We start from the raw sequence: 14,625 nt of genomic DNA, 5'->3' as shown, positions 1-14,625 counted from the left end.
GTCAGACACCTCGTCCCACCGGCAGTGCCGTGCCCGACACCCGGCGCACCATCGCGCGGGCCGCGACGTTCGTCAGCAACGTGATCACCATCAACACCAGGGAGACCTCGGCGAGAGTCTTCACCGCGAAGTCGGTGAAGTCAGTCATCGCCGAATCCAATTGCGACACAACAGTGGCGGCGATGGTGGTCATCGTCGAGTAGATGTTGGTCGGCATCGCCCCCAACACAGCACCCGACACCATGGCGACGGCCATCGTCTCTCCCAACGCGCGTCCGAGGCCGAGCACCACGGCACCCACGATGCCACTCGACACCCACGGCAGGGTGACCCTGCGCGCACACTCCCAGTCGGTCATCCCCAGCGCGACGGCGCCCTCGCGCGGCAGCATCGGCACCTGGCGGAGCAGGTCGCGGGTGGTGCTGGCGATGATGGGGATGACCATCACCGCCAGCACCAGGCCGGACACCAACAGCCCCTCGCCGTTACCGGTGTTGCCGCGAAAGTAGTCGAGCACCGGCACGTCGGGAGCGTTGCGGGCGATCACCGGAGCCACGTAGTGGGCGATGAACGGGCCGAATGTCATTGCGCCCCAAAGGCCGACGATGACGCTGGGGATGCCGGCGAGCAGTTCGAGCACCATCCCGATGGCCGACGCAAGCCGCTTCGGGAGCCGCTCCACGATCACCAGCGCCGCCCCGATCGACACCGGCACCCCGATGACGAGGGCGATCGCCGAGGTCGCCAGGGTTCCGACGATCAGCGGCAACGCCCCGTAGTAGGCGCCGACCGGATGTTGGACACCCCGGGTGACGACGGCGTCGCCATAGGTGTTGCCGGGATTCCACTCGGTGGCGGTGAAAAAGTGCAGCCCGTTGAGCCTGATCGCGGGCAGCGCCTCGAGAAGCAGGGTCGCGAGCACGAACACGAGCGCGAGCAGCGGAACGATCGCACCCACCGCACCCAGGGAACGGATGGCCAGGCCGGGTCGGCGCGCGCCGCGGATCCGTTGCAGCGCACGCCGAGTCGTCAGGTCGGTCACCAATCCCTACTGGCCGCTGATCTTGGCGATTTGGGCATCCGACGACTTCGCCACCTCGGCGGGCAGCGGCTGGAAGTGAACCTTGTCCAAGAACGAGGCGTTGTTGCCGTCGGTGATCGCCCAGTGCAAAAAGGCCTGCAGGCTCTGGGCGGTGGCGGCGTCCTTCTGGCCGCCGTTGACGATGGCGTACTCGTAGTTGATGATCGGGTACCCGTCCGCGGCCGGCCCGTTGATCAGCGAGACCGCCTGATTCGCGGGGGTCTTCGAAGCGAAGCCGGCGGCCGCGGCCTGGATGCTCTGGGCATCGGGCAGCAGGTACTTATCCGAGGCGTTGGCCAACTGGGCCTCGCCGAGCCCCTTCTGCTGGGCCTGGTCGAGGAAGCTGATGCCGATGTAGGCCACGCAGCCCGGGGTGTCCGCGCAGCCGGTCACCATGCCGCCGTTGCCGTTCTCGCCCAGCGCGCCGGGCACCGTCGGGAAGGCGACGGTGGTGCCGAAGCCGGGGGAGCGGCCCCAGCCGTCCGGGTCCTGCTTGGACAGGTATTGGGTGAACAGGAAGGTGTCACCGGACCCGTCGGACCGGTGCAGCGGAACCACCGGCGTGGCAGGCAGATTCACGCCGGGGTTCAGCCCGCTGATCTGCGGGTCGTTCCAGGTTTTCACGGTGCCGTTATACATTCCGGCCAGCACCTTGCCGTTCAGCTTGATGTGTTCGGTGACCCCGGGCAGGTTGTAGTTGACCTGTTGCGCCGAGATGGCCAGCGCGATGTTCATCAGCCCTTTGTGCGCGGCCATGTCGCCCTCGGAGAGGTAGGCGTCGGAGGCGCCGATGTTGACCGCGCCGGCCGCCGCCTGGGAGATCCCGGTCCCGGAGCCGGTGCCCTGGGCGGTGATCGTGACATTCGGGTACTTGTCGTGATACGCGGGGCCCCACAGGTTGAACAGCGGATACAGCAGTGTGCTGCCGGTCTCCGACAGGGTCACGGCCGAGGACGCCGGCGTCGTCGCGACCGGGCCGCCGCCACCCTGATTCGGCGCACCGCTCTGCGAGTTCGAACCACACGCAGCCGCCGCCACAATCAATGGTGCGGTCGCGGCCATCGCCAGCAACCTGCTCATACCAACCTTCACGATCTCCTCCGTTTCCTTTTCCCTTGTGTCCCTTGCGTTATCGTGCTCATCCGTTGATCTTGGCGATCTGCGCGTCCGACAGCTGCGCCACCTGGGCCGGCAGCGGCCGGAAGTGAACCTTGTCCAGAAACGACGCTCCGTTGCCCTCGGTGATCGCCCAGTGCAGGAACGCCTGCAGCGTCTGGGCGGTGGCGCCGTCGCGTTGGTGTGCGTTGACGATCGCGTACTCGTAGTTGACGATCGGGTACCCGTCCATGGCCGGGCCGTTGATCAGCGAGACGGCCTGATTCGCCGGGGTTTTCGAGGCGAAGCCGGCGACCGCGGCATCAATGCTCTTGGCCTTGGGCAGCAAATATTTTCCGGAGGCGTTGCCCAGCTTGGCCTCACCGAGCCCGTGCTGGTCGGCCTCGTCCAGCAAGCCGATGCTGGTGTAGGCCACACAGCCGGGATTCGCTGCGCAGCCCGTCACCATGGCACCGTTGCCGTTTTCGCCCAGCGCGCCCGGCACGGCAGGGAAGGCAACGGTGGTGCCGATACCGGGGGAGCGGCCCCAGCCGTCGGGGTCCTGCCTGGCCAGGTACTCGGTGAACTGAAACGTGCTGCCGGACCCGTCGGACCGGTGCAGCGGAACCACCGGGGTATCGGGCAGCGGCAGGCCCGGGTTGATGCCGGCGATCTGCGGGTCGTTCCAGGTTTTGATGGTGCCCCGGTACATGGCGGCCAGCACCTTGCCGTTGAGCTTGAGGTGCTGATGGACGCCCGGCAGGTTGTAGTTGACCTGCCCCGCCGAGACGGCCAGCGCGACGTTCATCAGCCCCTTGTGCGCGGCCATGTCGCCCTCGGACAGGAAGGCGTCGGAGCCGCCGATGATGACCGCCCCGGCCGCGACCTGGGAGATTCCCGCACCCGAGCCGCTGCCCTGGGTGGTGATCGTGACGTTCGGGTACTTCGCGCGATAGGCGGCGCCCCACTCACTGAACAGCGGATAGAGCAGTGTGCTGCCGGTCTCCGAGAGCTCCGTCGCGGACGTCGCCGGCGCGGTGGCGACGCTGCCGGCGGTCGGCCCCGCACTGCGCGCACCACCGGTCGCGTTGGAACCGCAAGCGGCGATCCCCAGGGCCGGTGGCGCGACGGCCATCAGACCCAGCAGCGTACCCAGACGACTCTTCACGTCCTCGCTTCCTCTTCCCGCCGAGACCCTTTCCCGCTATTGGCTTTCGGCGACCCCAGCGGTGTGCGAGGAGCCCTCGACCGGCCGGAACGGCGCGAAATAGCGGACGGTCTCCTCGTGCTTCGGTGACAGGAACAACTGCTTGGTCGGCCCCTCCTCGACCAGCCGGCCCTCGAAGAAGAAGGCGGTCCGATCACCGGTGCGGGCAGCCTGCGCGAGATCGTGGGTGACCATGATCACGGTCAGCCGATTGGCGAGTGACCGGATGAGACCCTCGATCTTTTCGGTCGTGGTCGGGTCCAGCGAGGAGGTGGGCTCGTCGAGCAACAGCACCCCCGGGTTGACTGCGAGCGCGCGGGCCAGGCACAACAACTGCTGCTGGCCACCCGAGAGCCGGAACGGTGAATCCCCGAGCCGATCCTTGACCGCATGCCAGAGGCCGACCTCGCTGAGCCGGGCCTCGGCCACGTTTTTGAATTCCTTGCGCGGCGCCATCTTGTGAGCGCGGACGCCGGCCACCACGTTGTCGATGATCGACATCGGGAACGGATTGGGACGCTGGAACAGCATGCCGACGCTGCGGCGAAATGCCATCAGGTCCCGGTCGCCGAAGATGGTGCGACCGCCCAACAGCACATCACCGCTGTGCCGGAATCCGGAAACCCGGTCGTTCATCCGGTTCAGGGTGCGCAGGAAGGTCGTCTTGCCCGAGCCGGTCGGACCCAGCAAGGTGGTGACGGAGCGGGCCGGGAATTCGAGGCTGACCTGCTCGAGGACCGTTTTGGCGCCGAATCCCAGGGTCAGGTCGACCGCGCACATAGACTGGCCACCATCATCGGCGGCAGAAGCCGCACCTGCGGCCGGTAGCTGTTGTTCGCGACGCATTGACAACCGATGCTACGTGTTCGCTCCCGGTACGCGGTCACCGCTCATTAACCTCTTATTCTTTGTCAAGGGTTTGTATATTCGCGATCGGTTAACTTTGGTTGACAGTCGAAGGAGTTTCGTGAGGTTCGCTCGATCTGGCGTGGCACTGAGCGTGGTGCTCGCAGCCGCGCTCGCGCTGGCGGGATGCGGCCACTCGAGCTCATCGGCCCCCAGGCAGTCGCCGGTGGACTGCGGTGGCAAGAAGGTGCTGAAAGACAGCGGCTCGACTGCGCAGCAGAACGCAATCGAGCAGTTCGTCTACGCCTACGTTCGGGCCTGTCCGGGCTACACGCTGGATTACAACGCCAACGGGTCCGGCGCCGGCGTGACCGAGTTCGTCAACAACCAGACCGACCTCGCCGGTTCCGATGTCCCCCTGGACCCGTCCACGGGTCAGAACGACCGGGCGGCGCAGCGGTGCGGTTCGCCGGCCTGGGATCTGCCCACCGTGTTCGGGCCGATCGCCGTCACGTACCACCTCACCGGGGTTAACGGGCTGAAGTTGGACGGGCCCACGGCCGCAAGGATTTTCAACGGCACCATCACCAAGTGGGACGACCCGGCACTGAAGGCCGTCAACCCGGGCCTCAACCTGCCGTCGACACCCATCGCGGTCATCTTCCGCAGTGACAAGTCCGGTACCACCGCGAACTTCCAGAAGTACCTCGACGGCGCGTCGGACGGCGCGTGGGGCAAGGGCAGCAGCGAAACGTTCAACGGCGGCGTCGGACAGGGCGCCAGCGGGAACAACGGCACGTCGGCGCTGCTGCAGAACACCGAGGGGTCGATCACCTACAACGAGTGGTCCTTTGCGGTGGGCAAGCAGCTGACCATGGCGTCGATCATCACCTCGGCGGGCCCGGACGCGGTGCCGATCACCAAAGACTCCGTCGGCAAGACGATCGCCGGGGCGACCTTCAGCGGGCAGGGCAACGACCTGGTGCTGGACACCTCGTCGTTCTACAAGCCCACCCAGTCCGGCGCATACCCGATCGTGCTCGCGACCTACGAAATCGTTTGTTCGAAATACCCGGACACGGCGACCGGTGCGGCGGTGAAGGCGTTCATGCAGGCGGCGATCGGTCCGGGCCAGGACGGCTTGGACCAGTACGGTTCCATTCCGCTGCCCAGCTCGTTCACGGCAAAGCTCTCGAGCGCGGTCAATGCGATTTCCTGACGACGTGAAGGACGAGCGAAGGGGGCGCCAGGGTGAGCGATAGCGGGCCGGCCTCGCGGGTCGGGTCCTGGTTCGGCCCGTACCGGCTGGTGCGACTGCTGCGCCAGGGCGGCATGGGTGAGGTCTACGAGGCCGAGGACACCCGCAAGCGCCGCATGGTGGCCCTGAAACTGATCTCGCCGCAGTTCTCCGGCAACTCGGAGTTTCGCGCGCGCCTGCAGCGCGAGGCAGACATCGCCGGCCGGTTGACCGAACCGCACGTGGTGCCCATCCACGACTACGGCGAGATCGACGGGCGCTTCTACGTCGACATGCGCCTGGTCGACGGCGTGGATCTGGCCACGCTGCTGCGCCGGGACGGGCCGCTTGCCCCGCCGCGCGCGATCGCCATCATCAGCCAGGTCGCCGCCGCGCTGGACGCGGCGCACGCCGCCGGGGTGACGCACCGCGACGTCACACCGGGCAACATTCTGGTCACCCCCAGCGACTTCGCCTATCTGGCGGATTTCGGCATCGCGCGGGCCGCGACCGATCCGGGACTGACCCAGGTCGGGACCGCGATCGGAACCTATTACTACATGGCCCCGGAACGATTCACCGACGACGATGTCACCCACCGCGTCGACATTTATTCGCTCGCATGCGTTTTGAGTGAGTGCCTGACCGGCTCGCCGCCGTACCGGGCGGACACCGTCGAACGGCTGGTCGCCGCCCACCTGACGAAAACGGCCACGCCACCCAGCCAATTACGCCCCGGCGCGTTTCCGCCCGCCCTGGATCAGGTGATCGCCAAGGGTATGGCCAAGCGTCCCGAAGAGCGCTATCGCACCGCAGGCGAATTCGCCGCCGCAGCCCATGACGCGCTGACCACGTCCGAGCAGCGCAAGGCCGCCACTATTCTGCGCGACGGGGAAAACGCGGCCCTGGGCTCGGGTGCGAACGAGCGCCGCCCGGCGCGCGAGCCCGATTCCTTCGCCTCGGCACCGAGCGCCGACACCGTGGCGGGGCCGTGGCCTTCGGCGGTCAGCGGCGCGAACAGGAGCGTCCGGTCGAGTCCTGGGCCGTCGCTGATCCGTGCCGCCCCAACGACTTCCGGCCACGGGTACGGATCCGGCACGGACTTCAGGCGTCCCGCCGTGCCGAACGACAAACGCAGACAGTGGATCATCGTCGGCGCCATCGCGCTGGTCGCGCTGGTCGCGTTCGTCGTGGCGGTCGTCGGCTACCTGTCCACCGAATCCTCGGGGCCGTCGAAGCAGGCGAGCGGTCAAAGTGTGTTGCCGTTCAACGGCATTGACTTTCGTTTGTCGCCGGGCGGGGTGACGCTGGACAGCGCCGGCAACGTCTACGTCACCAGCGAGGGGATGTATGGCCGGGTGGTGAAGCTGACGACCGGTTCGGACGCCACGACGGTGCTGCCGTTCAACGGGCTCTACCAGCCGCAGGGCCTGGCCGTCGACGGCGCCGGCACGGTGTACGTCGCCGATTTCAACAACCGGGTGCTGAGCATGGCGGCCGGCTCCAACAGTCAGAAGGAGTTGCCGTTCACCGGCCTGAACTACCCGGAGGGCGTCGCGGTCGACGGCCAGGGCGCCGTGTATGTCGCCGACCGCGGCAACAGCCGGGTGGTGAAGCTGGCGGCCGGATCCAGCACCCAGACCGTGCTGCCGTTCGACGGGCTCAAAAACCCGGACGGGGTGGCGGTGGATCCCGCGGGCAACGTCTACGTCGCCGACACCGACAACAACAGGATCATGAAACTCGATGCCGCGTCGAATACCGCGTCGGAGTTGCCATTTCATGACCTGTCCGTGCCCTGGGGCATTGCCGTGGACAACAGCGGCACCGTGTACGTCACCGAACACGACAAGAGCGACGTGGTGAAGTACGCACAGGGCGCGACGACCGGGACCGTCCTGCCGTTCACCGGACTCAATACCCCGTTGGCGGTGACGGTCGATAGGGATCAGAACGTCTACGTCGCCGACCGGGGGAACGACCGGGTGGTCAAGCTGACGCCGTGAGCCCTACGGCGCGGGCTGCGGTGTGCCCAGATATTCCTCGGTGTGCTGGCCGAGGGCGGGGGGCGGTTCGGCGACCCAGCCGGCCGATGCGGCGTCGAAGCTGGAATAGCGTGCCGGAGTGCGGATCACGGTCACCTGGTCCGCGCCCTCGCCGACCGGCAGGGCGAGCTCGTTCTCGGCGAACAGCGCGGTGCCGACCACCTGCTTCCAGGTGTAGGCGTGGCAGGCCATCAGGCCGCCCTGCTGGAGCAGCCGGACCCAATCGTCTGCGGTCTTGGTGGCCAGGGCCTTCTCGAGTTCCTCGGTCAGCTCGGGATAGTTGAGCGCCCGCGCGCGCTGATCGACGAACCGCTCGTCGTCGCGCATGTCGGGCCGGCCGATGATCTCGCACAGCTTGTCCCAATGCTTGGGCACGTAAGCGCTGATCACCAGGTAGCCGTCGGCGGCCTTGAAGGCGTCCGACGGTTGGGTTGCGAACCCAACACCCTTGCGCCGCTTAGGCTTTGGCGCCGAATCCGGTTGGGGCGCCTCGGTGGGCTTGTTCAGGTGGATGGTCAGTTGAGAAGCCTGCAGGCTGACGGCGACGTCATACATCGCGACGCGCACGACGTCGGCCACGCCGTGGCGCTCGCGGTTGAGCAGCGCGGCCAGCACCGCCTGGGCCAGCACATGTCCGCTGGCGGCGTCGACGAGTTGGAACGGGATGATCTGGGGTTTGCCGGTGGGAGTGGGCATTCCGGTGGTCATGCCCGATTCGGCGGCGACCATCAGGTCCACGCCCGGGCGGTTGCCCTCCGGGCCGTTGCCGCCGTAGGCGGACAGGCGCGCGTAGATGAGCCGGGGATTGCGCGATTGCAGCTCGTCGGGGCCCAGCCCCATGCGTTCCATCACCCCGGGCCGAAACCCTTCCAGCACAACGTCGGCGGTATCGGCCAGCCGCAGGATCTGTTCCTTGGCCTCGTCGCTGCGCAGGTCGGCCATCACCGACTTCTTGCCCCGGTTGTGCGGGAGGAACAGGGTGGCCAGCGGCGGGCGCCCGGGCAGGACCGCGGTGATGTGCCGGGCCGCCTCACCGACGGGCGCCTCGATCTTGATCACCTCTGCACCCAGGTCGGCCAGCACCTGTCCGGCCATCGGTCCGGCGATGTTCTGGGTGAAGTCGAGCACCCGGTAGCCGTCAAGTGGCTTGGCGGGCTTGCTGTTCGGCATCGTTTCAGCCTGCCTTGTTCAGCACCGCGGTGCAGTAGTAGTTCTGCGCGAAGGGTGCGTCGGGCTCGGTCGACTGCAGCGGCAGGCCGTTGTTGGCCAGCATCTGGTTCAGCGGGGTGCGGACCGGCTGCCAGCCCCGCTGTTGCAGATAGGTCGCCACGTCGTTGCGCTCGCCGGGGAAACCCAGTTCGCCCAGGGCGATGTCCAGGCCGTTGCGCCGCCACTTCTCGCTGGCGGCATTCAGCGCGTCGCCGTTGACCCCGGTGTTCGCGAAGACCTCGGCCACCAGCTGGCTGCCGTCGGCGGACAGGGCGGTGATGTTGTCCAGCAACCGATCCTGCGCCTCAGGCGGCAGGAAGCCGATCAGTCCCTCGGCCGCCCAGGCGGCGGGCCGGCCGGTGTCGAAGCCGGCCTGGCGCAGCGCGGACGGCCAGTCGTGGCGCAGGTCGATCGCAACGGCGCGCACCTCGGCGGTGGGCTGGGCGCCGAGTTCGGCGATGGTGGCGGCCTTGAACTCCAGTACCTGCGGCTGGTCGATCTCGAACACCATGGTGCCCGGCGCCCAGGGCAGTCGGTAGGCGCGCGCGTCCAGGCCGGAGGCCAGGATGACCACCTGGCGAATGGCTGGATCTTTCTGGGCGCCGGCCTCGGTGAAGAACGCGTCGATGTAGCGGGTGCGGGCGCCCATCATGTCGGTCATGCGCTGCATGCCCCACGGGGCGCCGGGCTCGTCGACGTCGGCGGAGTCGAGCTCGCCTGCGGCCCACCGGGTCATGAAGTCGACGCCGACCGCGCGTACCAGCGGCTCGGCGAACGGATCGTCGATCAGCCCGTCCCGGGTGGCCCGGGCCCGCCCGGCGGCCACCATGGTGGCGGTGGCTCCCACGCTGGTCGCCAGGTCCCAGGTGTCGTCGTCGGTGCGCGCCATCGCGAATCCCTTCGGGTCTACTGGTTAGCCACAATAACGACCGGCCCGGCGGGCCGAGCCGTGAGGTGGCTGGTCTTGTCGGCGAGATTGCCGCTACGGCCGTTGTTGGGGCTGGATCCACAGCCGTCACGGCAATCTCGGTGACGGGGTGGGATTCTTCAGGACAGCCGGTAGCGGATCAGCCGTGAGCTGTTGGCCACCACCGCCACCGACGACGCGTTGTGCAGGATGGCGGCCAGCACCGGGGACAGGGCGCCGCCGGCGCCGATGATCAGGCCGGCGGCGTTGACCGCGATGGACATGCCGTAGTTCTGCTGGATGACGTCGACCGCGCGGGCGCCCAGGTCCCGCACGTCGAGCAGGCGATGCAGGTCGTCGTTGGCCAGCGCCACGTCGGCCGTCTCGACGGCGACGTCGGTTCCGGCCAGCCCCATCGCGATCCCGATGTCGGCGGCGGCCAGGGCGGGCGCGTCGTTGATGCCGTCGCCGACCATGCCGACGGTGTAGCCCTCGTCCTGCAGGTCGCGCACCGCCGCGAGCTTGTCCTCCGGCATCACCTCGGCGCGCCACTCGTCGATGCCGAGCTCGCCGGCCACCACCTCGGCGATGTCGGGGTGATCACCGGTGAGCATGACGATCCGGCGAATACCGTTGGCGCGCAACTTCGTCAGCACGTCGCAGGCCTCGGGGCGCACCTCGTCGCGCAGGCTGATCAATCCCACCAGTGTGCCGTCGACGGCGAGCAGCAGCGGGGTCTCGGCCTGGCGGCGCAGCCGGTCCACCCACTCGGACGCCTTCTTGGACACCCGCACCTTTTCGGCGCGCAACAGGCCGGGGCTGCCCAGCAGCAGGGTTCGGCCGTCGGCCCAGGTCCGCATGCCCAGCCCCACCAGGACCTCGCATTCCTCGTGCGGCGGGATGGTGATCTGGCGTTCCTCGGTGGACCGGATCACCGCCTCGGCCAGCGGATGCCGGGAGTGGATCTCCGAGCTGGCCGCATACGCCAGTACCTGCTCGGGTTGCCAATCTTTGTGCAGCGCAATGATATTGGTGACGACCGGGCGTCCGACGGTGAGCGTGCCGGTCTTGTCGAACACGATCGCGTCCACCCGGCCGGCCTGCTCGAGATGCGAACCGCCCTTAATCAGGATGCCGCGTCGGGCGCCGTTACCGATCGCCGCGCTGATCGCCGTCGGGGTGGCCAGGCCGACCGCGCACGGGCAGGCGATCAGCAACATGGTCATCGCCCGGCGGACGTCGCCGGTGAGTGCCAGCGTGATGGCCGAGACGATGAACGAGGTGGGAACGAAACGGCGAGAGAAGTTTTCGCCGACCGTCTGGATCGGCGCCCGGTCGTGCTGGGCCTCCTCGACCCGGGTGATGATGCGGCCGATGGTGGTCTGGTTGCCGACGGCGCGGGCGCGCACCACCAGGCGGCCGCGCACCACCACCGAACCGGCGTGCACGTGCGCGCCGATCACCACCGCCACCGGCAGGTTCTCCCCGGTGATCGCCGACTGATTGACGATCGCCTCGCCGTCGATGACCTCGCCGTCGACCGGGATGGCGACGTGGTCGTGGATCACCACCTCGTCGCCGATCTGCACGGTGTCGATCGGGACTTGGACTTCGTTGCCGTCGTCGAGGCGGATCCAGGCCGTGTCCTGGCTGCCGCGCAGCAGTTCGGAGATGGCGCGCCGGGTCCGGCGCAGCGTCAGATCCTGAAGGTATTCACCGATGTTGAGCAACCACAGCACGGTGAGCGCGACGACGTTCTCCCGCAGCACCAGGCTGGCCACCGTCGCCGCCGAGACCAGCGCGTCGGTGCCGGCCCTGCCGGAGCGCAACGAGCGCAGCGCGCCGCGCAGGAACGGATAACCGGTGAAGACGGTGACGCCGGTGGCGAACAACCGGCCGCTGGGACCCAACAGCGGCGGCCGCCCGAAGACGTAGCGGCGCACCCCGAGCAGGGCCAGCGCCGCACCGCCGATGACCATGCGCAGCACGTCGGCGTTGCGGATCTCCGAGGAGTGCGGCGCGCGGGCCGGGATCAACTCCGCGGCGACGTGTGCCGCCTCGCTGATGGCGGCCAGCACCACCGACCGGTCGGCGCGCCGGGGCGAATACCAGACCACCACCGACCCGGTGCGTGGGTAGGCGTGTACCACCCGCACGCCCTCACACTTGGCGACCGCCTCTTCGACCGCCACCGCGCGCCGGGAGTTGGCGCGCAGCCAGTCGACGCCGACCCGCATGCGTCCGGCCGCATCCGAAATGACGTGCAGCGCAGGATCTTCGGTCCGCGCCTCGTCTGCAATGTCGGGGACTAGGGCGAGATCCATATCGGGCGGTCAGTGCTCGTGGTCGTGGGTGTCGACGATCGAGGGGGTGGGCGCCTCCTCGCCGATGCGCTCGCGGGCCTCGGCCATCACGTCGGCGAGCCGCAGCCGCGCCGACTCGGCGGCCTCCTCGGCCTTGCGGGTGCCACGCAGTCCGAGTTCGGCGCCCTTGACCGCGGTCTCGTGCAGGGGCGCCTTGGCCACGGCTTTGCGCACCACCTCGTAGGCCGTCACACCCACCAGCCCGGTGACCACCGTGCTTGCCGCCTTCGCCAGGAGCCCGTACACCGCCATAGCCCGCACCTTCCCGTCGTCGCAGCGTCAGCGTTATGATCGCACAAAATTAACATGTACACATAGCGATATCAACATATGTCACGACCCGGGCGGTTACAGCACCCGGGTGACCTTCTCGGTCTCGATCCGGCGCTGCAGCACCGCGGGGTCGGCGTTGGCCACCTGCACCAGCGAGGCGCCGACGCCCATGATCGCCAGCAGGCCGTCCACCAGCTCGTCGGGTCCCGACCACGAGGCGCTGGACAGCACCCGGTCGCTCGACGTCAAACCCCTTGTGGCCGCCGAGCTTTCACAATCGGCGAGCACCTGGTTGACCGACCGGCCGTCCAGCGCCGGACCGGGATTCGGTTCGGGAACGATCTGATCGCCGTGCACTCGCACCGCGGTGGCGTAGTCGGTCACGCCGATCGGTAGGTCGGGTGCCGGGCGGCCGAACGGGTCCAGCGACAGCACCGCCACCTCGCCGCCCGATACCGCCGCGTCGGCCTCGTCGAGGCGCTCGGCCGTGCACAGGGCGATGTCCGCGGCCACATCGGCCGGGTCGCCGCCGCCCGCCATCACCGCCTCGGCGCCGATCCACCACACCCCGAACAGCACCGCGGCCGTCTGCCAGTGCGCGGGCAACAGGATCGCCACCCGGCTGGCCGGCCCGGCGCCCAGCTCGTCGCGCAACAGGTTGCCCGTCTTGGCGGCCCAGTTGGCCAGCGTCACCCCGGACAGTTCGATGCGCTCGCCGGCAGCATCGTCGTAGTAGGTGATGCGCGGGCCGACCGGGTCGGCCCGCAGCATCGGATCGAGGATCGCCCCGCTCAGCGTGATCAGTTGATGCACTCCGGCTTGTCGGAGCCGGCGGTCAGGATCGGCGACGGCGCGGGAACGTTGGGGTCGGCCGCCACCGCACCGGCGGTGGACACCTTGGCGGGCATGATCGTCGCGCTGCCGGACAGGCCCGAGCCCGGGCCGCTGTAGTCGTTGGCCAGCACCACCCGCACCGCACCCGGCGCCAGCGAGGTGTCGGCGACCACCGGCAACCCACCCAATTCCTTGGAGACCTCCTTGGCCCCCAGGTCGTCGCTCTTGGCGGCGCGCACCTGGCTGGCCTTGACGTGCCCGCCCTCGTTGTTGCCCACCGTACCGGTGGCAAAGCCCTTGGCGCTCAACACGTCCGACACGGCCGAGGCCAGGCCGTTGATATCGGTGTCATTGAGGACGCTGGCGGTCGTCTTCGCGGGCGTGTAGGCGATCTCCTCGGTCTTGCCCTGCTCCTGGTCGTGCAGCAGGCCGGCGACCCACTCGGCGACCTGGTGCGGGTCCAGGCGCACCACGCTCTGCATGCCGTCGTCGCTCCAGCCGGCGCCGTCGAGCACCGGAATGGTGGCGAAGGCGACGTTGCCGCCGGCCAGCTTCTGCATCTGCTGCACGAAATCCATCACGTCCCAACCGGCGGAGATCACCACCGAGCGCTGCACGGCGGCCTCCAGCCGCTTGACCGTGGTGGGGCTGGACAGCGTCTTACCGGAGATGACCCGATGGGCCAGCGAGGCCATCACCACCTGCTGGCGCACCACCCGGTCCAGGTCTCCGCGGGGGAGTTCGTGGCGCTGGCGCACGAAGCTGAGCGCCTCGGGGCCGTTGAGTCGTTGCGGGCCGGCCGGGAAGTCGGCGCCCGACAGTGGCTCGAACACCGGCTCTTTGAGGCAGACGTCGACACCGCCGAGGGCGTCGGTGATCAGCGCGAAGCCGAGCAGGCCGATCTCGGCGTAGTGGTCGACGGTGACGCCGGTGAGGTCGGCCACGGTTTTGATCAGCGCCTCGCGGCCGGCCTCGGTGCCCTGGGCTGCCGCCTCGCTGGCGGAGGCGCCGGCCTTCACCAGGGCGGCGCGCTTGGCCTCCCGGGTCTGGCCGTAGACGCCGTTGATCTTGGTCTTGCCCAGGCCCGGCGCGGCGACGTAGGAGTCGCGCGGGATGGAGATGGCGGTGGCCGACTTCCCGTTGTTGGGGATGCGGATCAGGATGATCGTGTCGGTGTTGGTGGCTTCCTCGTCGCCGGCCTTGAGCGTGTCCAGTTCCTCCTGCGACAACGGGTTGCCGTGCGCGTCGGTGCGGCTGTCGAGGCCGACCAGCAGGATGTCGATCGCGCCGTCGTCGCCGCCCTTGCCCAGCGAGGGCGCGGACATGTGAAAGATGCCGTCTTCGAAGGACCGGACGTTGCTCCACGCGATCCCGGTGCCGACGACGACCGCGAGCGTCAGCGCGGTGGCAATCACACGAACCACACGTTGCACAGGCATCCCACTACATTACTTGCGACACAGGGGCTTCGCGGGTAGCCGACGGCGGCGTGGCCCGCGCTTCCTCGCGCTTTTTCCGGCCATGCCAA

The 14,625-nt window shown here is 68.5% G+C and carries 12 protein-coding genes; 2 read left to right on the top strand and 10 right to left on the bottom strand.

All coding sequences use genetic code 11. The features are described 5' to 3' along the window. Nucleotide 1: 1 nt before the first annotated feature. Genes pstC through ACIUM1_RS09020 form a run of 4 tightly spaced genes read right to left on the bottom strand, consistent with a single transcriptional unit; the run spans nucleotide 2 to nucleotide 4,163 of the window. On the bottom strand, nucleotides 2-1,015 hold the full coding sequence (gene pstC, locus ACIUM1_RS09035) for a phosphate ABC transporter permease subunit PstC (RefSeq protein WP_406817605.1): 1,014 nt from the start codon (nucleotides 1,013-1,015) through the stop codon (nucleotides 2-4). A gap of 33 nt (nucleotides 1,016-1,048) precedes the next feature. Continuing rightward, the gene (gene pstS, locus ACIUM1_RS09030) at nucleotides 1,049-2,161 is read right to left on the bottom strand and encodes a phosphate ABC transporter substrate-binding protein PstS (RefSeq protein WP_406817604.1); all 1,113 of its coding nucleotides are present in this window, start codon (nucleotides 2,159-2,161) and stop codon (nucleotides 1,049-1,051) included. 58 nt (nucleotides 2,162-2,219) lie between these two features. Next, complete coding sequence (gene pstS / locus ACIUM1_RS09025; protein ID WP_406816842.1) at nucleotides 2,220-3,344, bottom strand: phosphate ABC transporter substrate-binding protein PstS; 1,125 nt, start codon at nucleotides 3,342-3,344, stop codon at nucleotides 2,220-2,222. Nucleotides 3,345-3,380: 36 nt separating this feature from the next. After that, the gene (locus tag ACIUM1_RS09020) at nucleotides 3,381-4,163 is read right to left on the bottom strand and encodes an ATP-binding cassette domain-containing protein (protein ID WP_406816841.1); all 783 of its coding nucleotides are present in this window, start codon (nucleotides 4,161-4,163) and stop codon (nucleotides 3,381-3,383) included. A gap of 187 nt (nucleotides 4,164-4,350) precedes the next feature. On the opposite strand from ACIUM1_RS09020, the gene pstS (ACIUM1_RS09015) reads away from it, so the two are divergent. Together pstS (ACIUM1_RS09015) and ACIUM1_RS09010 are read left to right on the top strand one after the other, a co-directional pair. Then, a complete protein-coding gene (pstS, locus tag ACIUM1_RS09015) occupies nucleotides 4,351-5,448 on the top strand; it encodes a phosphate ABC transporter substrate-binding protein PstS (protein ID WP_406816840.1) in 1,098 nt (365 codons plus the stop codon). A 32-nt stretch (nucleotides 5,449-5,480) separates the two neighbouring features. Further along, on the top strand, nucleotides 5,481-7,472 hold the full coding sequence (locus tag ACIUM1_RS09010) for a serine/threonine-protein kinase PknD (RefSeq protein ID WP_406816839.1): 1,992 nt from the start codon (nucleotides 5,481-5,483) through the stop codon (nucleotides 7,470-7,472). 3 nt (nucleotides 7,473-7,475) lie between these two features. On the opposite strand, the gene ACIUM1_RS09005 is transcribed toward ACIUM1_RS09010, so the two are convergent. From ACIUM1_RS09005 to ACIUM1_RS08980, 6 genes are all read right to left on the bottom strand, one after another. Then, a complete protein-coding gene (locus tag ACIUM1_RS09005) occupies nucleotides 7,476-8,681 on the bottom strand; it encodes a CaiB/BaiF CoA transferase family protein (protein ID WP_406816838.1) in 1,206 nt (401 codons plus the stop codon). Between the two features lie 4 nt (nucleotides 8,682-8,685). After that, nucleotides 8,686-9,609 (bottom strand): class I SAM-dependent methyltransferase, encoded by a 924-nt coding sequence (locus ACIUM1_RS09000; RefSeq protein WP_406816837.1) that lies wholly within the window; start codon nucleotides 9,607-9,609, stop codon nucleotides 8,686-8,688. A 158-nt stretch (nucleotides 9,610-9,767) separates the two neighbouring features. Then, nucleotides 9,768-11,951 (bottom strand): manganese-exporting P-type ATPase CtpC, encoded by a 2,184-nt coding sequence (ctpC, locus tag ACIUM1_RS08995; RefSeq protein WP_406816836.1) that lies wholly within the window; start codon nucleotides 11,949-11,951, stop codon nucleotides 9,768-9,770. Nucleotides 11,952-11,960: 9 nt separating this feature from the next. Beyond that, complete coding sequence (locus tag ACIUM1_RS08990) at nucleotides 11,961-12,242, bottom strand: DUF1490 family protein (RefSeq protein WP_406816835.1); 282 nt, start codon at nucleotides 12,240-12,242, stop codon at nucleotides 11,961-11,963. A gap of 96 nt (nucleotides 12,243-12,338) precedes the next feature. Continuing rightward, nucleotides 12,339-13,076, bottom strand: a complete 738-nt coding sequence (locus tag ACIUM1_RS08985; protein ID WP_406816834.1) for a TIGR03089 family protein — start codon at nucleotides 13,074-13,076, stop codon at nucleotides 12,339-12,341. Further along, nucleotides 13,064-14,536, bottom strand: a complete 1,473-nt coding sequence (locus tag ACIUM1_RS08980; RefSeq protein WP_406816833.1) for an LCP family protein — start codon at nucleotides 14,534-14,536, stop codon at nucleotides 13,064-13,066. Before ACIUM1_RS08980 ends, ACIUM1_RS08985 begins: the two co-directional genes overlap by 13 nt. Between the last annotated feature and the right edge of the window lie 89 nt (nucleotides 14,537-14,625).

The sequence above is a fragment of the Mycobacterium sp. M23085 genome, from assembly GCF_045343915.1.
Lineage (GTDB): Bacteria > Actinomycetota > Actinomycetes > Mycobacteriales > Mycobacteriaceae > Mycobacterium.
This window is presented reverse-complemented; position numbering and strand designations above follow the sequence as displayed.